Genomic DNA, 24,489 nt, shown 5'->3' on the forward strand with positions numbered 1-24,489 from the left:
TGTGGATATAAATATCTCCGATACATTAACTCGCCACCTTATTTTTCCCCTGCTCTTTAGCTTGAAACAAGGCACGATCGGCTTTCTCCAAAAGTTCAGTCCAACTCGCAGCTCCAATCGCAACACCAATACTTATGGTCACACTCAAATCTGGACTACGTGTTGAATCCATTGATGCTGCTTCATAAATTTCACAGCGAATCTTCTCAGCAATTTTTAAAGCACGTTCCATGCTAATGTTTTCAATGAGTACAATAAATTCATCGCCGCCATAACGCACCAACAAATCAGAAGTCCGAATATTATCTTTTAATTTCTCAGCCACAAACTGAATGACTTGGTCACCCACCAAATGCCCATGAACATCATTCACTTGTTTAAAATAATCAATATCCATCATCATTAAACAAGTTTCAGAAAACTGCGTCGGCTGATTTTCCAAAAGCTTAATGTACTCGTTAAGCGCATAACGGTTTGCGACGCCTGTTAAAGAATCCAAATGTGCAATATTTTTCAACCGAAATTCCAATGCATCCCGTTGCTGAAGCGTGTGTTTAAGCTGCTGTATCGCTGTAAACAATGAATGTACATTGGCGGATTGATCTTTAGACTCTAAATCGTTAGAACGCATACTCGAATTAGACAAATCGAGGAGGATTTCCCGCGCCTGAATTAATGGAGCAAAAACTCTTTTTTGTGCGTAAATCATAGTGAATAACGCAGCAATAATCGAGACTAATGAAATACTTACAGTCGTGAGCAAGACATTTTTAGCCTTACGCTTTTCAAGTGTGGCCTTTTCCACACTATATTTGAGTAAATAATTCTGCAAATCCACAACCGTAGTGAATTTATCAACAATCACCTCGGTAAGTTGTGTTCCCGTTAAATAATATGGCCGATGATAAATACTTTCATTCATCAGTCGCTCAACAATCAACAATCCTTTGGCTAAGAACTCATTATAAACAGCTTGATGTAATGCCTTGAATTCAGAGGTTTTATCACGTTCAGGTTGGAGGGTATCAATCAGCTCCCACAAGTACATGACTTGCTTACGTGTTTGTAAGGAACGCGCCAAGTTGGTTTCAGGAATCGGTTGTTCAAAGGTTACATGCGCCATGACATTTGATGCTGCCCGCCCAGCTTGATCCCTTAAATCTGCCAATAACAAAATTTGCGTATAAAAATTTGAAATGGCCGTGTCCTTTCCTTCTGAAACGGCAATCACATCTTTTAAAACATCATGGCTACGCTCCCAAGCCGTAAACATTTTTAAAATAGCTTGATCCATTTTTTCTGCATTACGTTGCTCACGTGGCAAAGCTGCATATTGATCTACTTGCTGTCTTCCCTGTGCTAATGCTTGTTCGAGCTGAGAAAATAAGTCTAAATTTAAATTAGAAAATCCCGATTTTTTAAGAATTTTCTGGGTACTACGCATTTGTTCATCGACATTAGCCCGATATGCTTTTAGCTCCAAGACATGTTTAGCAAAGTCTTGTTGATTACTCGACATCACTTTATTCGCTGGTGCACGCTCTCGCGAAATTTTATTGGCAAGGTCGGCTACTGCTTGCAAAGCTTGTATCTCAATAAGTGCTTGGTTAGCTTTTAGATAATCATTATAACTTTTGACCATCAAGGGAATAGAAAGACTACACAATGACAAAATAATAATGCTCATTGCGACATATAACTTTTTACTCAGATGTTCAGAGCGTACTTCTCGCATACTTAAACTACGCCCCCTATTCTGAAAAAAGAAAAAAATATAATCAATAATGCTCATTATACAAACAATATATCTCTTATTTAAGTCATTAATTCTTTGTTTTGCCTAGTTTTTAGTATTCATTCATGCAAAATTCCTTGAGGCTCATACTCAAATACAAATGAAAGCTAAGGAAATCAATCATTAATAACTTTCATGTTAAAGATGAATTTCTTTCAATATTTTTTTAGACGCTTACATTTGAAGATGTCATATTTACATACGCAACATTATGGTGCATAATGCACAACATTGGGGCGAATTAGAATATACTCTCAGCAAATATTCTAATTTTCCCACAAGTTTTGGCAAGAAAACCCAATCTCCTCAAAAGATTGGGTTTTTTTTATGCCATGTTAAAATATGAATGAATGTATCGAATAAAATAATGCACTATTTTAGTTCAAAAAATATTTTAACCCCTTGCCTGCTTATAAAATAAAAGTCTCTGAATTTTAAATAAAAAAAAGCCCAACCTTGGGGAAAGTTGGGCATATAAACAAAAACTGTTTGAGGAGAATTAGCTTCTCAGAAAACAACAATATTGTTAAATGATTCGCTAAAATAATTATGAAATAAATCTGCTCGATTGTAAAGCCAAGTAAAGCACTATGAATTGATATAATTGCACAAAAATTGTGAGAATTCTCACAAATGACTTGCAGATATGTACATTATGCAAGCAAAAAGCCGTTTTAATGCACTAAATTTAAGCATTTACATGATTTATGTCACAAAATTGAAGTGTTTAAAGGGGACTTTATTAGTTTTTTTACCGTTTGTTATTATTAATTCAATCTAATTTATCAATTAAAGAATCAGTTCAGGATAATTCAATATTGCACATTCTCTGTTTTATAAATAGATATACCCTATTGTTCTGACATAAGTTTTTTTTGGTTGACATGGATCTGTTTATTTGAGCATTTTTTACTCAATATCATAATTAGAGTATTTACTCAATATTATAATGTCATTAGAGTTCATTGACTTAATAAATTGTTACAATAGAATGTTCATTGTTTAATCCAATGTTAACAAACTGGTAAATATCATGAAAAAACTCGGTTTAGCCACTGCTTTATTATTAGCCATGACCGGTGCTCAAGCATACCAATTCGAAGTACAGGGTCAATCTGAATACATCGATGCATCTGATGCAAATGACAAAGATTTTACTGGCGGTTTACAAGGTACTTTCTACTTTAAAGATGTTGATTCATCTAAAGGTCCTTTAGCTGAAGCTGCTTTTTTAAACCAAGCTTCAAATGTTTCTTTGGCATATAACTATGCTGAATTAGGCTCTGAAGGTACTGATTTCATCGCTCACAACTACGGCGCAAAAGCTGAAGCGTATATCCCAACTAAAGTTGTTCCTGTATATGCAAGTGCATCTTACAGCCACACTATTTTAGATGGTAAAAACAGCGAAACGCCTGATGACAATGGTGACCGTTATGCACTTGAAGTGGGTGCTTTAGCTGCTCCGAACTTCTTGGTTGCTGTAGGTTATACTAGTGTTGCCGACCAATTTGCTCTTGATGCGTTCAATGTAATGAGCAATGGTGTTGTTAAAGCTGTTGGTGAAACCGCAACAATTGGTGAAGACCAAGACGCAATCACTGCACGTACTAAATATGTAGGTAACATCGACGGTACAAACATGGCACTTGGTTTAGAAGCTGGTCTTGTTTATGGCGACGACACCGCTTACCAATTAAAAACTGATTTGTACTTAACGCCTAAATTGAGCGTAGGCGCATCTTATGCTGAATCAAGCTTTGCAGGTACTCCTGACTCAGCTTGGGGTGCAAACGTTAACTACTTCATCACTCCAGCAGTTGCTGTAGGCGCAAGCTATGTAAATGCTAACGCTAAAGAAATCGAAAATCTCGATACACAAACTGTTGGCGTAAATGCTAAATTCCGCTTCTAATTCAATTTAGAAACTGAATAAAAAAAAGGACGCTTGAAGCGTCCTTTTTTTAGTTTGTGGTTCTGACTAAATTTAAGAAATGTAAATGACGTTCGTACTGGTCAATAATATCTTGCAGTAGATCTTCTAAAGTCCAATCCATCACATCATAATTCTGCCCGCCTTCTCTTAAGAAAACCTCAGCCTGATAAAACTGCTGTTCCTCCAGTCTATCCGCCATAAAACTGGGTGGCTGGGTTTCACGGGCAACCACCTGATAGATGAAGTTAATTTCATTATGGTGATCTACGCGTAACTGCAAGCCATGCTCAATCTGTTGAATGGTCACGTCTAATTGACGACGCTGGAATTCCTTTTGTACCGCCGAAAAAGCAGCTTGCACCCGCTGTTCAATAAACTGCTCCACCTCAAGCTGAGTATGCGGATAATGCATAATCAGACCTAGACGCTGTTGCCAACTGCGTGGATTTTGAATCGCACGAGGGGTAATTCGCGCATCTTGCAGTGCACGCATTTTGGTGACATCTAAACGTAGTGCTTTCAATAAGCCCCAGCAGACCAACAGCATAATCAAAGTAAACGGTAAAGCACTCATAATTGTGGCCGATTGTAAGGCGGACAGCCCACCTGCCATCAGTAGGATAATCGACAGTAAAGCAATCAGAATGGTCCAAAACAACCGTTGCCATAAAGGTGAATTTTCTGTTTCTGCAGTTAAGTAATCAATCACCAATGAACCTGAGTCAGCAGAAGTGACAAAGAATAACACCACCAAAGCGGTCGCAATCAGACTTGATATTTGAACGAAAGGCAAATGAGTTAAAAATTCAAATAGTGCAACCGATGAATCTTGTTGTACCGCAGTAATTAAAGAAGTGTGGCCTTCTTGAATAATACTGAACAGTGCCGCATTTCCCATAAAGCCCATCCAAATCAGCGTAAAACCTGTAGGAATGAACAGTACCCCAACAATAAACTCGCGAATGGTTCGACCTTTAGACACTCGGGCAATAAACATCCCCACAAAAGGCGACCACGAAATCCACCAAGCCCAATACATAATCGTCCAACCACCAATCCAACCATTCGGTTGATAGGCATATAGGTTGAAGGTCATGGCAAATAAGTTGGAAACATATTGCCCTGCATTTTGAATGCTGGTTTGTAGGATATAAATAGAAGAACTGGCAAAAAAGACAAACAGTAATAACACCAATGCGAGTACCAAGTTCAGTTCAGACAAACGTTTAATACCTTTATCCAAACCAAAACCAACCGAGAGTGAAGCCAAAAAAGTGACAAAGATAATCAGTCCGACCTGAATCCCGATACTTTGCTGGATACCAAATAAATAATTCAGTCCCGAGTTAATTTGAGTTACCCCAAATCCAAGTGTAGTAGCGATCCCAAAAATAGTGCCTAAGGTTGCAAAAGTATCAACCGCATCTCCCGTTGCACCATAAATTTTTTTACCGACCAAAGGATATAAAGCGGAGCGAACTTTTAAAGGCAAATTATGTCGGAAAGAGAAATAAGCCAGTGACAAGCCTACAAGCGCATAAATGGCCCATGCATGTAATCCCCAATGGAAAAAGGTAATGCGCATCGCTTGTTGTGCAGCATCTACAGTTTGTCCATCGCCCGTGGGCGGATTGACATAGTGCATCACGGGTTCAGCCACACCAAAGAACATGAGACCAATCCCCATACCCGCGGTAAATAGCATGGCGAACCAAGAACCACTGCTATATTCAGGTAAACTATGGTCTGGACCAAGTTTGATTTTCCCCATGTCGGAGAGTGCAATAAATACCAGTATGATGAGAAATAATGCAACGGCTAAGACATAAAACCAGCTAAATGAATCAATAATCCATTGATTTAAATGTTTGGTCAAAGCCTCAAACCCGCTTGGGTCAAAAAGAATTAAGGCTAGAAAAAGCACTAGAATCACGACCGTGCTAAGAAATACATTCTGTTTGACGTTCGCAAACAGTGATGGTTTTATGGAAGGCATAATTCCCCCAGAAAATTATTTTTAATACAAAGATATAACCAAGATGGTTAATGAGACGAGTCTAATTCAGACTGAAAAGTGAATTGTTTAAAGTTTAACGATTCAGAACCATCATAATTTATGTTTAAAAATAAGGCAGTGCGAATCCTGTAACAGTTTAATTTTCTTTATGATCATTGGGTCGATGCTGAATATATTGCAATGCGATTAAACGAGAGACAATTAGCGCAAAATACATGACGCCACAAAACATCTGTAACATGGCAATCATACGGGCCAGTGGTGTTAGTGGCATTAAATCAGACAAGCCCGTTGCCGACTGCAAACTAAAACTTAAAAATAATAAATCTAGCCATGACTGTGCGCCCACCACATTGGGATTTAAAAAGCTATTGGGCTCCAAAATCTGACAAATGCTATATAGAAAAGCAAAGCCCCATGCGATAAGGGTAAACACTGCACCTGCTGCAAAAAGCTCATCTTTGGTCAGATAACGGTCTGCGAACATATAGCGCAACAAGCCATAGGCCGCAATAAAATACGCCATTGCTTCAAAGGCATGACTAATCACCAAGAGCATCGGATGCGTGGCACCCAACAAAATCAATAAGGAAAAGAACAGGGCTCCACCGACAAAACTCAGCCCTAGAATGGTAAATACTGGGGTTTGGCGTATGACTTTGGCAATCATCAATAACACCAATACACCTAAACCCCAAACCAAGACGCGCAAAGACAAACTATGTCCGCTCAGCATCGCCAAGATCAGCATCATAAATTGCAGTAACAGCAGCCATGCTGAAGGGAGTAAGCGGAAACCTTTCCAAAAGTCGACCAATACCTGCATATCTAGCCATCCAAGTTATTATTTTTTAAAGCCCAGTGTGGTTCATTTTTGTTCTACGTGGTTAATTTAACATGAATAAAATAGGAAGCTCATGGTTTTTGTAGATGTCATCACGTTCCTTTTCATCTTACTTACTTTTCCGCTAATACCTCCATCTAACAATGTCTAGATAAAAGACAGTTTGCGGTCAAAAGTTCAGAGCTACCCACAAAAAAAAAGCCCCCATCAGTTGGGGCTTTTTTTATCAGGTTCAGATTAGTGATCTGAAGCACCTGAGATACCAATACCTGTTTGTGAACGTACATACTGCGCATCAAATGCTTTACGTTCTGCTTGAGCTTGTGCTGAATTATCAGTCACAGAGAACAACCAGCAGCAGAAGAACGCCAATGGCATAGCAAAGATTGCTGGACCATTGAATGGGTTCACTGGGGTTTCAGAGATAGCCAAGGTATCTACCCAAACCGCTTTAGATAAGATAATCAATGTTACTGCAGTTGCTAGACCAACCACGCCACCAATCACCGCACCACGTGTGGTTAAACCTTTCCAGAACATTGAAAGTACAAGTACTGGGAAGTTTGCACATGCTGCTACAGAGAATGCTAGACCCACCATGAAGGCTACGTTTTGCTTCTCGAACAGAATTCCTAAAATCATCGCAAAAATAGCAAGACCTAAAGTCGCGATTTTAGACATACGAAGTTCAGATTCAGGGGTTGTTTGACCTTTCTTGAATACGTTTGCATACAAGTCATGTGAAATTGCTGAAGCACCAGACAATGTCAAACCAGCTACTACGGCAAGAATTGTTGCGAATGCTACCGCTGAAATGAAGCCCATGAACAAGTCACCGCCAAGAGCGTCAGACAAGTGCACCGCAGCCATGTTGTTACCACCTACAAGCTCAAGCTTGCCAGTTACTGCCATTTTCGCAACATCAAGGAACTGAGGGTTATTCGATACATAAAGGATCGCACCAAAGCCAATGATGAAAGTTAATAGGTAGAAGTAACCAATGAAACCTGTTGCAACAACCACTGATTTACGTGCTTCTTTAGCATCTTTAACAGTAAAGAAACGCATCAAGATGTGTGGAAGACCTGCTGTACCGAACATTAATGCAAGACCTAAAGAAATCGCATCAATTGGGTTCGCTGCAAGTTTACCAGGGCCCATAATATTGCCCGCTTCTGCTAAAGAAATATCATGTACTTTAGAGAAAACTTGAATTGATTGAGAGAACATTTCAGAGAAGCTGAAGCCCACGCCTTTCATCACCATGAAAGCCATGAATGTTGCGCCAGACAAAAGCATTACAGCTTTAATAATCTGCACCCAAGTCGTTGCCAACATCCCACCGAAGATCACGTAAGCCATCATCAGAAGACCGACAATTACTACAGCAATGTTATAGTTCAAACCAAATAACAGTTTGATCAGCTGACCTGCACCCACCATCTGAGCGATCAGATAGAATGCAACAACAACCAGTGAGCTTACTGCTGCAAGTGTACGTACTGGTTTCTCCGCTAAACGGAATGACACCACGTCAGATAAGTTGAACTTACCTAAGTTACGTAGACGCTCAGCAACCAAGAACAATACGATTGGCCAGCCCACCATGAAGCCAAGTGAGTAAAGCAAACCATCAAAGCCTGAGCTGAAAACCATTGCGGAAATACCCAAGAATGACGCTGCGGACATATAGTCACCCGCAATTGCTAAACCATTTTGGAAGCCCGAAATACCGCCACCCGCTGTATAAAAGTCAGCAGTATTGGTGGTTTGTTTTGCTGCCCATTTAGTGATCAGCAATGTAAAGCCCACAAAAATTGCGAACATGATAATGGCATGCCAGTTTGTCGCCTGCTGTTGAGCCTCACCTAAATCAGGGCTTGCGATTGCTAGGCTTGAAGCCAACAGTGTTATCGTAGCGACTGTAAGCGCTTTCAATGAATTCCATTTCATTAGTGCTGTCCTTTCTCTTGCGCAATGGCTTCAACTTCACGCATTGCTTCTTCATTTAATGCATCTAGTTTGTTATTCGAAATATACGAATACACACCACATAAAACAAAAGACAATACAATAATGCTTAGCCCTAATGGCATGCCAATCGTGGTCACCCCACCACTGACTGAGGTCATTAGAAACTCTTTGTTGTAACCAACTAACAACATGAAACCAACGTACACAACCAACATAATGCCCGTTAATGTCCAACTGAGTTTACTTTTACGACTAACCATTTCCTTGAATTTGGGATTTTGTAGAATCTGTTCTACTTGTCTCTCGTCCATAACCACACTCCTGTCTGTATCCAACCGTAGATACAATTTTTTAATTCGAATTATTACATTTGCTAAATTAGCAAGCTTCTGTATTGGTTGTAATTTAGACTTTGGTCTCTAAATTTTAAACAAGCACAGCAGGCTCTCTCCGAGATGCGTTATGATGCAACCATGGTGGAAAAACTTTAGGTAAAATGAACAGCTGGCTCATCATAGGGGTCTTGGCCCTCTACATTGCATTACTCTTTATCTGTGCCTTTTTTGGTGAAAAACATGCCAGTCGCCTGAGTACGCGTGGGCGCATGCTATTGTTTAGTTTAACTTTAGGCGTCTACTGCTCATCATGGACTTTTTATGGTGCTACAGGTGCCGCAGTTCGTGAAGGCATTATCTTTCTGCCCATTTACCTTGGTCCACTACTCTTCGTTGCACTGGGCTATGACATTTGGCGTCGTTTAGGGCGTGTCCGCCAGCACCATGCGATTTCATCCATCGCAGACTTTGTCGCAGCACGCTATGGTAAAAGCGGACCTTTAGCCTCAATGGTGACTATCCTCGCCGTCATTGCCATTATTCCTTACCTTGCCCTTCAGCTGCGGGCCATTGCCCTCAGTGCTGCGGTAATTTTAGAACCAACAGCAGGTAGCATTGCCTCAACCACCAACGGTGTCCTGTTCCTCACTGGCATTTTGGCCATTTTGGCCATGATTTTTGGAACCAGACAGATTGCCAATACCGAACAACATGGCGGTCTGATGTTAGCAGTTGCCTTTGAGTCTTTTGTCAAACTATTTGCTTTACTCTGTGTGGCCCTCTTTTTCGTGTTTGCTGCACCTGAAAATGTCCATCAAATCTCTAAAGACGTCGCAGAGACGTTCCATCAAGTACAGCTAATCGGTGTGCCCGATACCTTCTGGATTCAAACCTTATTAGCAGGGTTAGCGATCATTTGTTTACCGCGTCAGTTCCACGTCGCTGTGGTTGAACTCCGCGATGAAAAGCACATTCGCGGGGCACGGCGCTGGTTTGCTGTCTATTTAGTTTTAACCATCATTGCGATTATCCCGATTGCCAGTTGGGCGCTGCATGCAACGCCTGGTTATTTAGCGATCCCGGATGTCGCAGTCTTGTCTTTACCTTTGAGTTATGGACAAGACTGGCTAACTCTTTTGGCATTTTTAGGGGGATTTTCGGCCTCTACGGGTATGTTATTGGTATCATCCGTCGCCTTATCTATCATGCTGAGTAACGACCTGATCATGCCAGCTTTATGGCGCACAAATGTGCTATCACGTCATGACAAGCGTCTACCTTTGGTACTGAAATTCACCCGTCGGGTCTGTATTTTAGCCGTCATGCTTCTGGGCTTTTTGTTCTTCCATTTCTTCAATGACATTGACCAATTATCAGTCTTTGGCTTATTGGCCTTTAGTGCTGTGGCTCAATTCTCACCTGCTCTCATTGGTGGTCTTTACTGGCGTGGTGGTAGTAAACAAGGGGTCTATGCAGGTCTATTGGCAGGTTTTGGCATGTGGGCCTACACCCTGCTGTTACCCACTGTATTACGCAGTTTGCCGGCTGAATATGCACACTTCACCGAAAGCTTCCTCAATTTCGGACCAATGGGTATTAACTGGTTACGTCCTGAAGCCCTGCTCGGTTTTGAATCCTTTGCCGCGCTTACCCATGGGGTAGTATGGGCACTCGGTCTGAATATTATTTTATACATTTGGATTTCCCGTGTATTTCGTCCAAGCGTGGCTGAACAAATTCAGGCTGAAAGCTTTTTCTATTATGAAACCAAGCCACTGCCAACACAAAGCACGTCAACGGACATCAGCTACATTCATCATGATGTTGCACGTTTGAAAGTCGGTGATTTGATCACCTTAGCCAAACGGATTACAGGCGATGGCGCAACCATGCGCGCATTTCAACAGTTCTGCGCACAAAACAATGTGGTGCTGAATGAAAACAGCAATGCCAACGGTATGTGGTGGCGTTTCACTGAACAATATCTGGCAGGCACCATCGGCGCTGCATCGGCACGTACCCTGCTCACCACCGCCATGGTCAACAATGGTCTCGCACTTGGCCAAGTGGCAAACATTTTAGACCAAGCCTCACAATGGCAACGTTTTAATCAAAACCTGATCATGACCATGATTGACCACATGACCCAAGGGGTGAGTGTGGTCGATGAAAACATGTGTTTGGTGGCATGGAATAACCAATATTTAAAACTGTTTGATTATCCTAAAGACATTGTTTATGTCGGTTGTCCAATTTCTGATTTGATTCGATATAACGCAGAACGTGGCGAATGTGGCCCAGGTTCGGTCGAGGAACATGTACGGAAACGGATGCACTGGATGCAAGTTGGTAGCGCACATGAGTTTGAACGGATCCGTAAAGATGGTCGTGTCATTCAAATGCGCGGTAACCCGATTGAAGGGGGTGGATTTGTCACCACCTTTGCCGACATTACCGCCTTCCGTGAAAATGAAGCCATGCTGGAGGCACGGGTTCAAGATCGAACTCAACAGTTGGCAGATGCATTGTCTGAACAACAACTGGCACGTGAACAAGCCGATAAAGCCAATATGTCAAAAAGTCGCTTTATTGCCGCTGCCAGTCATGACTTATTGCAACCGATGCATGCTGCACGTCTGTTCAGTACCGCTTTAGAACAAAGTGTACAAAGTGAAGAAGACCGCAAAACTTTACAACAGCTTGATCGTGCCTTACATGGGGCGGAAAGTATGTTGTCTGCATTATTAGATATTGCCCGTCTTGAAGGTGGCACTATTCAACCCAACCGTCAGGCTTATCCGCTACATGATTTACTCAGTGACCTTGAATTGCAGTTTAAATCTATTGCCGCACAACGAGGTATTCGTTTCAGCGTACATGATGCGCAATTCTGGATAGATACCGACCCACAGTGGATTCGTCGTATTATTCAAAACTTTGTCAGTAATGCCCTGCGCTATACTGCCAAAGGCAAAGTGGTGGTGGGTGTACTTCGTTCCAGTGATCAACCACGTCATATTCGAATTGGGGTTTGGGATACAGGCCCCGGTATTGCAGAAGAACAACGAATCAAACTGTTTCAAGAATTCGAGCGCTGTGGTCATACGTCGCCATGGGGTGAACAAGGTTTAGGTCTGGGCTTAGCCATCGTGCAACGAATGACCAGTCTGCTCGACTACCCTGTACATGTCTATTCAGAATATGGCAAAGGTTCCTGCTTTATGATTGAAGTCCCGATCATAGACCCACCAAAAGTGGTTGCTGCACCTGTACAGGCCGTTCCACTCAAAACCAAAGCCTATAAAATTCTGTGTTTGGACAATGACGAAACGATTTTAGAAGGGATGTCGACGTTACTCACTAAATGGGGCTATCAAGTGTTTAAAGCGACTGAACCTGAACAAGCGTTTGAAATGATTCAGCAAGAAAACATTCAGGTCTGGTTGGTCGATCAGCACTTGAATCATGACAAAATCGGGTTGGACTTTATTTTAGCCAACCGTCAAGAAAACGTGCCTGTTGCCTTGATCACAGCAGATTCAGATCCTGAACTGCCTCAACGGGTCAAAGACATGAATATTGTATTGTTGAAGAAACCATTAAAACCCGCCTCATTACGCGCATGGCTCTCGGGTTTAAAAATTTCAAACACTGAATAAATTCGCTACATGTATTCACAAACCTCAAGTGATCCTATTTGAGGTTTGTCACTTTGAACCTCAAAATCTTAAGCCAAATGACTAAAGTTTCACCCCCACTAACCAAAGTGATCATTTTGAGTATATTTGAGCCCATTTAAACTGGCTAAAAATTACACATTTACTTTTACTATGGCAAAATACACCAGTTACATTAGTGAACACTTGTATACTTAGTTACAATTTTTTAAACCATTGTTTTATATTAATTAAATATATTGAAAAATCAAAAATACGACTTTAGTCGTATTCATATCCATAAGGCATTGGCAGATAACTAGGACTAAGAAAAGATCAGTTTTGTCTAAATGTGTGCCTTCTTTCTTTAGCTCAAGAAACTGATCATCCATATCTCATATTGGAGTTTTACGATGAACATTTCTAAAGCCATGCCACACGGTTCAGATCAGTCACAACAATTCTTACGTCAATATAGTGCCAATGCATTTTTACCAACAATTGACTGGCGTGAACTGTTTAAACAAAGCAAGCTCAGTGAAACCCATGTTCAAGCCTTAGACACCTTGTATCACAGTGCTGTCCCACTCGCATTGCAAGTGTTTGAACAACTCGATTTTGATGTGTTCCAACCAGTAGCCTACCAGCCACAAGGCTTAGGTCTGTTTGAAAAGCTGCAACAACAAGAACAGCAATTACTGCTCGCCTTAGAGGCAGAAAGTAGCGGTTTAAATGAAGATGTGCGTCATCAGATATGGAGTATGTTGCTCCGTGGCGGTGCAGTGCTGGTGTTTAAAGCATGGCTTGGTAAAGTCAAAACCGATCAGGATGAACTCGACACTACCCAGTTTGACCAACTTTCGGATCTACTCTTTATCAAGACCCCACCACAAGTTTTAGCGGAACGCTTAGCTATTAATGCTCAAGGTACTCAAGATCATATTTTCCTGATGTATGACAACGAAGTTTATTTAGACCGTTTCAACAGCCTCGAAACTGCTGCACTTTTTGTCGATCTTGGGGTATATGATGCAGCCTTTTTAAGTCTAAGGGATGATCGTGTCGCAGCCTATTTAAAACAATTGGGCTATGTCTCTGAAGAGCAAATTGATGACCTGCAATGTGCTTTAAATCCTCTGTTCTGTACAGATGTTACCAGTAAACAAAATTGCTTGGCTTAAGTCCAAAACATAAAAAAAGCGCTGATGTTTCAGCGCTTTTTTTATCTCAATGATTTTATATTTTCTTTTCTTCAATATTTAAAGCATTGATCGCCAGCACAGCTTGAGTTCGGTTTTGTACTCCAAGCTTACGGAAAATAGCAGTCACATGTGCTTTAATTGTCGCTTCTGAAACATCAAGTTCATAGGCAATTTGCTTATTCAACAAGCCTTCTGCCACCATCATCAATACACGGAACTGCTGTGGGGTCAAAGACTGAATACGCTCAGCCAAAGCTGTTTCATCCGCTGCACGTGGGTCAAAGTTCATGTTCGCAGGTAAATTTGGTGGTAACCAAATTTCGCCATCTAAGACTTCACGAATGGCTTCGCCAATATGACTTGGGTGTGCTGATTTTGGAATATAGCCCATTGCACCATGTGCAATTGAACGTTGAATAATCGAAGTTTCTTCATGTGCAGAAACCACAATAATCGGCAATGATGGATACTGAGCACGGACATGTACCAATGCTGAAAAGCCTGAAGCACCAGGTAAGTTTAAATCCAATAACACCAAGTCAGGTTCAGGACCTTTTTCAAGGCGTTCATAGAATTCGTTTACTGCAGCTGTCTCATGAATCTGAGCTTGCGGTAAGCTATAACGAACAGCTTGGATCAACGCATGGCGAAACAGCGGATGGTCATCAACGATTAATATATTCATAAGCAACGAGAGATTTCGAGTGCACTAGTCTTGACTATTCTAACCATACAAGTGCCGATAAGGATATGCAAAGTATAACTTTTTTTCACTTTATCACGCTTTATGCACTAAAACGGCAGCAAATTCAGTTCAATCCCACAATATAAATAACTAATCACATTTTGATATAAATTTTATACTCATAATGAAAAACCTTATTTAAACTAAATATATATTTTGATTTCAAATGTTTGAAAAAAAATTGGAGTCCATTTGAAACACAAAAAAGATATATCTTAAAATCAGATAACTTAACGCTATTTCTTTATTTTACAGTCTAAGCCGAGATATTAGATAAATAAGCCCATTCCGAGATACAACATTTTAGGGCTTTTCTTATGTCAACTTTACTGCAAAAACCACTCAATATTGTCGCTGTGTCAGGTGGTTTAAATACCCCGTCTAAAACTGAAGCGCTAGTGCAAGAAATTTTAAATGAACTAGGTGAAGCAACCCCAATCCATGTACATTTTATTAAGTTTAGTGAAATTGGACATTTACTTGGTGGCGCAATTTACCGCAACCAACTGCCACAACGTGTGCAAGATGACTTAGCCGCGGTCGAAGCTGCTGATGCATTGATTGTTGGAACACCAGTTTACCGCGCCTCTTTTACGGGCTTGTTTAAACATTTTTTCGACTTTGTTGAACAAACAGCACTGGTCGATGTACCAGTACTACTTGCCGCATCGGGTGGCAGTGAACGCCATGCACTGGTACTTGAACACCAACTTCGCCCACTCTTCAGTTTCTTCCAAGCGCAAACTTTACCGATTGGGGTCTATGCCACAGACAAAGACTTTACCCCAGCGTATACCATCCAAAGTGAATTATTACGAGATCGGATTACTCTTGCGGTAGCTCGTGCTTTACCCATCCTAGAATGGGCACCTGCGAAAGGTCAGCGTGCAGAAGTGGTGAAAGAAAAGACCCAACTAGCCAATCAGAACTTGGGTATCAACACGCAAATTGAACAAGACGATGTACTGCCTTCAGCTGCGGTCCCAAATTTAGATGCAGCCGAGTCTCGCTTGCATCAGAAAAAAGCCAAACCACAAGTCGCTTAACGCAAAAAGCATGGAGAGGGTTTTCACATGTCACAACAGAATAAAAATATCACGTTTGCTTATTGGGTTCCCAATGTCAGCGGTGGCTTAGTGGTGAGTAATATTGAGCAACGCACAGATTGGAGCTATGACTATAACGTCCGTTTAGCGCAGACTGCGGAAAAGAATGGCTTTGACTATGCTCTAACTCAGATTCGTTTTACTGCGGGTTATAACGCAGAAAACCAACATGAATCGGTCAGTTTTAGTCACGGTATTTTAGCCAAAACCAGCAAACTCAAAGTGATTGCAGCCATTTTACCTGGCCCGTGGAAACCCGTGCTTGCCGCAAAACAGCTTGCAACCATCGACCATTTAACTCAAGGACGTATTGCGATTAATGTGGTCAGTGGTTGGTTCCGCGGCGAATTTGATGCCATTGGTGAAGCATGGCCTGAACATGACCAACGCTATGCCCGCTCGGAAGAATTTATTCGTGCATTAAAAGGTGTTTGGACCCAAGACAACTATAGTTTCAATGGAAAATACTACCAGTTCAAAGACTACACCTTGTCACCCAAACCTGTGCAGAAGCCACACATTGAAATTTTCCAAGGCGGCAGTTCTCGTGCTGCACGGGATATGGCATCGCGGGTTTCAGACTGGTATTTCACCAATGGCAATACCCCTGATGAGCTTAAAAAGCAGATTGATGATATTCGTGCAAAAGCCCAACAGAATGGCCATCAGGTCAAAATTGGGGTGAATGCTTTTATCATTGCCCGAGATACAGAGGAAGAAGCGAAAAGTGTTCTGCAAGAAATTATTGATAAAGCCAATATTCAAGCGGTTCATGCCTTTGGCGATGCCACCCGTGAAGCGGGTGCTGCAACACTTGAAGGTGAAGGCAATTGGGCCAAATCGACCTTTGAAGATTTAGTTCAATACAATGATGGCTTTAAAACCAATTTGATTGGTACACCAGGCCAAATTGCGGAACGTATTGTGGAATTAAAAGCCGTTGGGGTGGATTTAATCCTTTCAGGTTTTTTACATTTTATCGAAGAGGTTGAATACTTCGGTGCCAAAGTGTTGCCATTGGTTCGTGAGTTGGAAGCTCAACAGCAATCCGTTGATACTGCCAAATCTGCTTAGCTCGGTAAGCAGCAGACACGAACTAAAAAAATAATAATGATAGGTGACTCTATTCTTCCCTCAAGGCTCGGCTTGAGGGTTTTTTTATTGGTGTATAATCCGTACAAAGTAAAAAATAACCCCTTGATATGAACAACAACCCACTCTTGAAATTCATCAATCTCTCTTTGTCCTTTTTATGGGGCTATCAAGGTCTAATTCCTAAAATTCTTTTTATCAATCCCGATGAAATTGCCATTTGGCAAACTTTTGGATTTTCCTACGCGCAGGCTCAACTGGCAGTCAGCTCTCAGGTGTGCTTGAGTGTGTTTTTGCTTTATTGTTCCTATTTAATTCAAGTAAATATCTGCATTACCTCAGTATCTTCAGCTTAGTGTTTTTATTCGCATTGGTCACTTTTCTGATACCAGACAGTCTTGTTCGTGCTTTTAATCCTGTGGTCATGAACCTTGCCATGATCAGTCTATCCATTTGTTATTGTATGCTTCGCAATCAGGAAACGGCTTCCTTTAGTACACAAAATAAAGGATCAATATGACTTCAAAATCAGGTTGCATCGTCATTACAGGCAGTTCTAAAGGTATCGGCTTGGGTTTAGCTCAAGCCTTCTTAGAACAACAACAAGCCGTGGTAATATCTAGTCGAAATAGCACAGATTTGCACAGCGTCTTGCAACAGTTGCGATATCGCTTTCCCACTGCGCAGATTCATGCCGTCACGTGTGATGTCACGCAGATCCATGAAGTACAAACGCTTTGGGATGAAGCTGTTCAACAATTTGGCACTGTTCAGATTTGGATTAATAATGCAGGCAGTTGTACGGCGACTCTGGACTTTAAAGATCTCACAGCAGCAGACATACAGACAGTGGTTCAAACCAATATTCTCGGCAGTATGTTCGGCTCACAAGTGGCCTTAAACGGCATGCTGGCACAAGGCTATGGTCAAATTTTCAATATGGAAGGTTGGGGTACTCGCGGCGAATGGAGTGCAGGCATGACGATCTATGCCACCACCAAACGTGCCGTAGGTTACTTTAGTCAAGCCCTGTTTAAAGAAACCAAACAGACCCATATTCAAGTCGGAACGCTCAGTCCCGGAATGGTAGCAACCGACCTACTGGTGTCCTCATGGCAAAATGGCAATGTGCAGCACTGGAACAAAATGAAAAGGCTATTCTTTTTTATTATTGATCCACCTGAAGTGGTCTGTCGCTATTTGGCTCAACGCATTTTAGAGAATAAGCGTCGCCATAGTCGCATCGTATGGATGACGCCATTACGTCTGTTGCTCCGATTTTTACGACCCTATTATTGGCGTCGGAATCCCATCAAAGATACAGCTCTAGCGCACCTCCACTCAAAATAATGCCACATCAAGTGATAGATCATTTACATTAAACATAAACCCCGAATTAGGAAGACTTCTGATGTACACAGGTATCGTACAAGGCTTAGAGAAAATCTTAGATGTCCGTCAAGGTGATGGCTTTAGCACCCTTGTGGTTTCAAATACCCACAACTTTTTTCACGATGTCTTCATCGGTGCAAGTGTAGCCATTAACGGCACCTGCTTAACTGCGACGCATATTGATCTTGCCGCCAATCAAGTCCATTTTGATGTCTCGGATTTGACTCGACGCCTGACCACTTTAGGGACTTTACAGGCAGGAAATGAGGTCAATATCGAACGTTCAGCCAAAGTTGGGATGGAAAATGGGGGGCACAACTTGTATGGACATATCGAAGGAACAGCCACAGTCAAGCAACTGAGCCGTCACGGCGAGACCTTACATGTGGATCTCCACATTCCAGAAGGCAATATCAAATACTTTTTCTTAAAAGGCTTTATTGGTCTGAATGGTTGTAGCCTCACCATCAACCGTGTTGATCGTAACAGCCATGAAATTTCAGTTGATTTGATTCCTGAAACCTTACGTTTAACCACGTGGGCATCGGTACAAGTCGGCGATGCGGTCAATTATGAAATTGATCAAATGACACGGACGATGGTCGATACTTTAGAGAATATCCATCAGCGTTAAGATCGCTCTTCTATCTAATTCGACTGCATCCTATATACATGTTTATAGCGCAATCCAGACCTGTTGTTGCTTATGCTTAAATAAAAAATACCGTCTGCTTAAGACGGTATTTTTAGGCCGATTTTAGCCGTTTGGATATACTTCTTTAATCAACACATCGACCACTTGTGGTTCAGCCAGCGTCGATGTATCGCCCAAACTATCTAACTCGTTCGCTGCAATTTTTCTTAAAATACGTCGCATAATTTTGCCTGAACGCGTTTTCGGTAAAGACGGTGCCCAATGTAAGGCATCAGGGGTCGCCACAGGACCGAGTACCTTTCTCACCCATTGAATCAGCTCTGCACGGAGTTCTTCCGTTTGTGCTGTGCCCGCTTGTAAAGTGACAAAGGAACAAATTCCTTGCCCTTTGATATCATGCGGCATTCCTACCACCGCGGCCTCAGCCACCGCCTCATGTGCCACTAAAGCACTTTCCACTTCAGCCGTACCCAAGCGATGCCCTGACACATTCAGCACATCATCCACCCGTCCTGTGATCCAGTAGTAACCATCTTTATCACGGCGTGCGCCATCACCCGTGAAATATGTGCCTGGATAGGTTGCAAAATACGCTTCGATAAACCGCTCAGGGTCCCCCCAAATGGTTCGCATTTGTCCCGGCCATGAATCCTTAATCACCAGATTGCCTTCAGCCTCTCCTTCTAACTCGTTACCTTCAGCATCGACCAAAGCAGGTTGAATCCCAAACAAAGGACGCGTTGCAGACCCGGGTTTGAGTGGGGTCGCACCCGGAAGTGGAGAAATCAAAATCCCGCCTGTTTCGGTTTGCCACCAAGTATCCACCACTGGGCAACGACTTTCCCCTACCACGGTGTAATACCAATTCCATGCTTCTGGGTTGATCGGCTCTCCAACAGAACCAATTAAACGTAAACTGCTACGATCACTCTCACGGACAAAGGCATCCCCTTCACGCATCATGGCACGGATCGCTGTCGGTGCCGTGTATAAAATTGTCACATTGTGCTTATCCACAATATGCCCTGTACGTGCCCACGTTGGGTATTGTGGAATTCCTTCAAACATCACCGTTGTCGTTCCATTCGACAAGGGTCCATACAGCACATAAGAGTGCCCCGTAATCCAGCCCACATCGGCGGTACACCAAAACACATCATCTTGTTTTAAGTCGAATACTTCACGGAAGGTGCTATTCACATAGGTTAAATAACCCCCTGTGGTATGCAGTACGCCTTTCGGTTTACCCGTTGAACCTGAGGTATATAAAATAAACAGTGGATCTTCTGCATTCATCGGTTCAGGTGGACAGATCTCGTTGACGGTCATGATTTCCATGTGATACCACAAATCACGTCCTTCTTTCAGCATGATCGGATTACCTGTCCGATGTACCACAATCACGTTTTGTACCGAGTCTGTACCGGGTAGATTCAATGCCGCATCTACATTTTCTTTCAGCGGAATCGGTTTACCCCCGCGCATTCCAGAGTCTGCGGTAATCACAATTTTAGCTTGGCTGTCATCAATTCGGCTCGCCAATGAGTCAGGCGAAAAGCCACCAAACACCACACAATGCACGGCACCGATTCGGGCACAGGCCAACATCGAAATGGCTGCTTCTGAAATCATCGGCATATACAGCACCACACGATCGCCTTTTACCACACCATGCTTTTTCAGGACATTGGCGAAACGACATACTTCATCATACAGTTCAGTATAGGAAATAATCTTATGGCGTGAAGGATGGTCACCTTCCCAAATAATCGCAGGTTTATACGGATGCTCTTTTAAATGTCGATCAAGACAGTTGGCGCTTAAGTTCAGTTGACCATCTGCAAACCATTCAATTTTAAAATTGTCTTTATCATAACTGGTGTTTTTAACTTGACTAAACGGCTTGATCCAATCCAGCTTCAAAGCTTGTTCAGCCCAATATTCATCAGGTTGTTCTAGTGATTTTTGATAACGCTCAAAATATTCTTGCTCATTGGTGCGTGCAGTTTTTTCAAATTCAGCAGGTACAGGATAGACTTCTTTCATATCATACTTCCTTATATTCTGGCTCTCATCGCGAGAGCTTATGCCACAGTTATTGGTTTTTTATTGGACTGCATAACCACAGTATGACGATTGTTTTTTAAACAGATCAACACGGCTTTGGTCGTATATTATTTCTACAATTTAAAACACATTTTATAGTGATCTTTCAATGAGTTCCTGTGTCAAATCCGTAACATGAACAGCCCAAGAGGCTGTAAATAGATGCGATCTGATCTTTTTTTAGTATATTGTTACATTTAAGCGTTCTATGGCCGATATAGCAGCACTAAGCACACCTTAATCCAAAATTTAACCGAGCTAAAAATGAAGAGAATGGTTGATTTAGCATTGTCATCAGCCAATGCGCCAATCTCATACGTTTTTCTCTATTAAATACACACAATTTTCAGGCAAAATATGCCAAATTTTCAGTGATTGGAAGACCAGTGTCAGAACAAACCAATACTTTGAGCGAGGTTGCTCAAGGTACGTCAGAGATGCTACATGACGCGACAGCGAAAACCACGCAAAGCGTAATCGCACATACTGCAAAATATAATGATGCCTATTCGACGATTGACAAATTTGTCGATAGTTTTTGGGAACGTATGCCTTATTTTTGTATTGCGCTGATTACGTTTATCATTTTTTATCTACTCTCTAAGCTGTTCAAACTGTTTGTTCGTAAAGCACTGTCTGATCGCTCCTATACCAAGCAGAATCTTGTTCTAGTCCTAAACCGTGTCGGCAGTTCAGCCATCATCTTTATTGGTTTTCTGATTGCCATGGTGATTGCAATTCCTGGTTTCACACCCGGTCAGCTGATGAGTGCTTTAGGGATTGGCTCAGTTGCCATTGGTTTTGCTTTTAAAGATATCTTCCAAAATTTGCTTTCGGGAATTCTCATTTTATTGAGTGAACCCTTTAAAATAGGTGATGACATCATCGTCTCGGGTATGGAAGGCAATGTTGAGGATATTCAAATTCGTGCCACTTACTTACGCGCCCCAGATGGTCGTCGTATTGTGATCCCAAATGCAACTGTGTATACCAGCGCTGTTACGGTCAACACTGCCTATCCACGTCGTCGCTGTGAGTTCTTGGTCGGTATTGGTTATGAAGATGATATCAAAAAAGCCAAAGATATTATTTTAGGCATTTTAGACCGAGATACGACTATTTTAAGTCAGCCGGGTTTTAGTGTGAACGTCGCTGCACTTGCAGATTTTTCGGTGAATCTCAAAGTTCAATGGTGGGTTAACACCACAGAAACCACGGTATCTGGCTCAATCAGTGCTGTACAAGAATATGTGGTGGAAGCTTTTGCTGAACATGATATTTCTATCCCATACCCTGTTCAAGAAGTTCGCGTAGCGAAGAATGACAGCTATCCAATGGATGCTTCAACCGCCAAATAAACGCCCTAAGACATAAGGGATCACGGTTTCAGTCCGAATAATACGGTTGCCTAAGCTCATCGCTTGGCAGCCGTTTTTTACCAGTAATTCAACTTCGTAAGGTATAAATCCACCTTCAGGCCCAATCACAATTGTACAAGGATGTTGAATTGCACTCGGCATTTTGGCCTCGCTGTAGGGATGTGCAACATAGGCAGGACAATCGGCCGAAATCAGACTTGGCAATTGATCTTCAACAAAAGGCTTAAAGCGTTTATAAATTTCAATTTTCGGCGCAACCGTATCACCGGCCTGCTCTAACCCCAAAGTCACATATTGATCCAACTGTTGTAAAAATGGGGTTTGCCAATAACTTTTATCGACCCGATAACTGTGCAATAAAATGATTTTCTCAACCCCTAAAGTCACCGCATCCATAATCAAACGACGTAGAACTTTAGGACGTGGCATCGCCACAATTAACGTGACCGGTAGTTTGGCAGGTACAGACTCTTCATGTAAGGGTTTTATACGTACAGCTGTTTCGGAAACATCAACCACTTGCGTAAGATAACGCTTTCCGTTTTGTATTCCCACTTTTAAAGTATCACCGACTTTAAGCTGTAAATGACGATGTAAATGTTCAAGCTGACGCTTGGCACTAATGGGCCAGAGTTCAGATTCAGTTTGGCGCGGGTCTAAGAGAACGATATTCATAATAAATAGAAAGAATCCAAACAGTGAAGGCCTAATCAGCACATGCCATCGTGAACGGCGACAAGGATGTCGCCCGCTGTGCTGAGGTACAGGATGTACCTTCAGCACAGCAAAAGATTTTTGCTACTTTTCATCTTTGAAAAGTAGGAGCCACTTACGCAAAGCCATCCATAAAATCTACAGTATTTATAGTAATGACAAACTCACTCAAATTTTATAAATAAGCATCAATCACTTGAATATGCTTTTTCAAAGAACCCGTATTCAACTGCATAATCTTTTGTGCAGATTGATTCAGTGTATTCGCTTGCTCAATATCCTCTAACAGTGTCATCAACACTGCGGCAGCCTGTTCAGCATCATCAACAACTTTCACTGCATCGGCTTGTACAAACTCATCAACAATACTTTGGAAATTAAAATAGTTTTTGCCCAAAACTGTTGGCACATTTAACGCAATCGGCTCTAAAATATTATGCCCACCCCCTGGTTCATTCAGCGAGCCACCGACAAAACAGGTATTCGATAAGGCATACCATAACCACATCTCTCCCATTGAATCGGCTAAATAGACTTGAGTTTTTGCTTCTATTCTTTGTCCCGTACTTCTGCGAGTGGTGTTTAAATTTAAACTTTGCGTGACATTAAAGACCTCATCAAAACGCTCTGGATGACGCGGTACCACAATACACAACAGTTCAGGCTGTGCATCCAAATATGGCTTAAACGCACTTAACAATTTTTGTTCTTCAGGTGCATGAGTACTGGCCATAGTGATGATCTTACGTCCAGCCAATGACCATTCTTGCCTGAGCTGAGCCGCCTGTTTAACAAATGATTCAGGCGCATGAATATCAAACTTAATACTCCCCACCACCTGCGTCTTTGACTGAACTGCACCGAGCCGGATAAAGCGCTCCGCAGTTGCACGATCTTGTGCCAAGAGCTGATCTAGTCCGTGTAACATTGGTTGCGTCAGGCTAGATACTTTGGCATAGCCTTTGGCTGATTTTTCAGAAAGACGAGCATTCATCAAAATACATGGCACCTGACTCTGCCCCGCTTGAGCAATTAAATTTGGCCACAGTTCCGTCTCCACCAAAGCCAAGAGTTTAGGCTGATACAATGCAAAGAACTGACGAACTAAGGGCTTTTGATCTGCAGGTAAATATACCGCTTGGAACAGGTCTAAATAAGGTGCTTTTAAAAAGAGTGATTTAGCCCGTGCCTGACCCGTTTTGGTGGTATTGGTCACCAAGACTGGATGACCCGCTTTTAAGTAATGTTCGATGAGAGGTTGCGCTGCGTTGGTTTCCCCCACAGATACCACATGGAACCAAATCGCTTGGCGATTTTTAACGGGTTGAAATGGCCCGAAACGTTCGAGACATTCTTGTTGAAACTGTTCTGTACTCTCTGCACGTTTTTTTATTTTAGACTTATACAGCGGTTTGATCAGCGCAAGTGCTGCGTTATACCAAAAAGGAGTAGCCAAATACGTGCTCCAAAAATCAATGCAAAAATAAAACAGCGCAACTCATGCCATGAAATGAATTGCGCTGTTATCTTGTCGCGAATTT

General features: G+C 42.0%; 17 protein-coding genes and 1 pseudogene. 9 read left to right on the forward strand and 9 right to left on the reverse strand.

Annotated features, from left to right (window positions below; all coding sequences use genetic code 11):
• Positions 1–25: 25 nt before the first annotated feature.
• Positions 26–1,735, reverse strand: a complete 1,710-nt coding sequence (locus GBI16_RS00005) for a GGDEF domain-containing protein (protein ID WP_151706286.1) — start codon at positions 1,733–1,735, stop codon at positions 26–28.
• A 1,090-nt stretch (positions 1,736–2,825) separates the two neighbouring features.
• Here GBI16_RS00005 and omp33-36 point away from each other — a divergent pair.
• Entirely contained in the window at positions 2,826–3,710 is an 885-nt protein-coding gene (gene omp33-36, locus GBI16_RS00010) for a porin Omp33-36 (protein WP_265733399.1), read from the forward strand.
• 49 nt (positions 3,711–3,759) lie between these two features.
• Here the strand turns inward: omp33-36 and betT are convergent, their stop codons facing one another.
• The 4 genes from betT to GBI16_RS00030 all read right to left on the reverse strand — a co-directional run bounded on the left by betT (position 3,760) and on the right by GBI16_RS00030 (position 8,877).
• On the reverse strand, positions 3,760–5,727 hold the full coding sequence (betT, locus tag GBI16_RS00015) for a choline BCCT transporter BetT (protein ID WP_151706287.1): 1,968 nt from the start codon (positions 5,725–5,727) through the stop codon (positions 3,760–3,762).
• Positions 5,728–5,884: 157 nt separating this feature from the next.
• Entirely contained in the window at positions 5,885–6,574 is a 690-nt protein-coding gene (locus GBI16_RS00020) for an ion channel (RefSeq protein ID WP_086209144.1), read from the reverse strand.
• Positions 6,575–6,829: 255 nt separating this feature from the next.
• The gene (locus GBI16_RS00025; RefSeq protein WP_086209145.1) at positions 6,830–8,545 is read right to left on the reverse strand and encodes a cation acetate symporter; all 1,716 of its coding nucleotides are present in this window, start codon (positions 8,543–8,545) and stop codon (positions 6,830–6,832) included.
• Positions 8,545–8,877 carry a DUF485 domain-containing protein gene (locus GBI16_RS00030; protein WP_086209146.1) on the reverse strand — a complete coding sequence of 111 codons (333 nt, stop codon included), beginning with the start codon at positions 8,875–8,877 and terminating at the stop codon, positions 8,545–8,547. The genes GBI16_RS00025 and GBI16_RS00030 overlap by 1 nt, the downstream gene beginning before the upstream one ends.
• A gap of 185 nt (positions 8,878–9,062) precedes the next feature.
• Between GBI16_RS00030 and GBI16_RS00035 the strand changes: the two genes are divergently transcribed.
• Entirely contained in the window at positions 9,063–12,560 is a 3,498-nt protein-coding gene (locus GBI16_RS00035; RefSeq protein WP_151706288.1) for a PAS domain-containing hybrid sensor histidine kinase/response regulator, read from the forward strand.
• Between the two features lie 410 nt (positions 12,561–12,970).
• Positions 12,971–13,738 (forward strand): hypothetical protein, encoded by a 768-nt coding sequence (locus GBI16_RS00040; protein WP_086209148.1) that lies wholly within the window; start codon positions 12,971–12,973, stop codon positions 13,736–13,738.
• Positions 13,739–13,793: 55 nt separating this feature from the next.
• Here GBI16_RS00040 and GBI16_RS00045 read toward each other — a convergent pair whose 3' ends face one another.
• Positions 13,794–14,444 (reverse strand): response regulator transcription factor, encoded by a 651-nt coding sequence (locus GBI16_RS00045; RefSeq protein WP_086209149.1) that lies wholly within the window; start codon positions 14,442–14,444, stop codon positions 13,794–13,796.
• Between the two features lie 377 nt (positions 14,445–14,821).
• Here GBI16_RS00045 and msuE point away from each other — a divergent pair, with 377 nt between their 5' ends.
• From msuE to GBI16_RS00070, 5 genes and pseudogenes are all read left to right on the forward strand, one after another.
• The gene (gene msuE / locus GBI16_RS00050) at positions 14,822–15,550 is read left to right on the forward strand and encodes an FMN reductase (RefSeq protein WP_086209150.1); all 729 of its coding nucleotides are present in this window, start codon (positions 14,822–14,824) and stop codon (positions 15,548–15,550) included.
• A 27-nt stretch (positions 15,551–15,577) separates the two neighbouring features.
• Entirely contained in the window at positions 15,578–16,684 is a 1,107-nt protein-coding gene (gene sfnG, locus GBI16_RS00055; protein ID WP_151706289.1) for a dimethylsulfone monooxygenase SfnG, read from the forward strand.
• A gap of 128 nt (positions 16,685–16,812) precedes the next feature.
• Positions 16,813–17,222, forward strand: a pseudogene (locus tag GBI16_RS00060) (DoxX-like family protein).
• Positions 17,219–18,052, forward strand: a complete 834-nt coding sequence (locus GBI16_RS00065) for an SDR family oxidoreductase (protein ID WP_151706290.1) — start codon at positions 17,219–17,221, stop codon at positions 18,050–18,052. Before GBI16_RS00060 ends, GBI16_RS00065 begins: the two are co-directional and overlap by 4 nt.
• Positions 18,053–18,113: 61 nt before the next feature.
• Positions 18,114–18,728, forward strand: coding sequence for a riboflavin synthase subunit alpha (locus GBI16_RS00070; RefSeq protein WP_151706291.1), 615 nt, complete (start codon positions 18,114–18,116; stop codon positions 18,726–18,728).
• 123 nt (positions 18,729–18,851) lie between these two features.
• Here the strand turns inward: GBI16_RS00070 and acs are convergent, their stop codons facing one another.
• Positions 18,852–20,795, reverse strand: coding sequence for an acetate--CoA ligase (acs, locus tag GBI16_RS00075; protein ID WP_151706292.1), 1,944 nt, complete (start codon positions 20,793–20,795; stop codon positions 18,852–18,854).
• Between the two features lie 446 nt (positions 20,796–21,241).
• On the opposite strand from acs, the gene GBI16_RS00080 reads away from it, so the two are divergent.
• Positions 21,242–22,213 carry a mechanosensitive ion channel family protein gene (locus GBI16_RS00080; RefSeq protein WP_086209156.1) on the forward strand — a complete coding sequence of 324 codons (972 nt, stop codon included), beginning with the start codon at positions 21,242–21,244 and terminating at the stop codon, positions 22,211–22,213.
• On the opposite strand, the gene GBI16_RS00085 is transcribed toward GBI16_RS00080, so the two are convergent.
• Both GBI16_RS00085 and GBI16_RS00090 read right to left on the reverse strand, forming a co-directional pair.
• Positions 22,199–22,909 (reverse strand): 16S rRNA (uracil(1498)-N(3))-methyltransferase, encoded by a 711-nt coding sequence (locus tag GBI16_RS00085; protein ID WP_151706293.1) that lies wholly within the window; start codon positions 22,907–22,909, stop codon positions 22,199–22,201. The genes GBI16_RS00080 and GBI16_RS00085 overlap by 15 nt on opposite strands.
• A gap of 214 nt (positions 22,910–23,123) precedes the next feature.
• Positions 23,124–24,404 carry a 3-deoxy-D-manno-octulosonic acid transferase gene (locus GBI16_RS00090; RefSeq protein ID WP_119063298.1) on the reverse strand — a complete coding sequence of 427 codons (1,281 nt, stop codon included), beginning with the start codon at positions 24,402–24,404 and terminating at the stop codon, positions 23,124–23,126.
• Positions 24,405–24,489: the final 85 nt, after the last annotated feature.

It is taken from the genome of Acinetobacter sp. TUM15064, assembly GCF_008980265.1.
Classification (GTDB): Bacteria; Pseudomonadota; Gammaproteobacteria; order Pseudomonadales; family Moraxellaceae; genus Acinetobacter.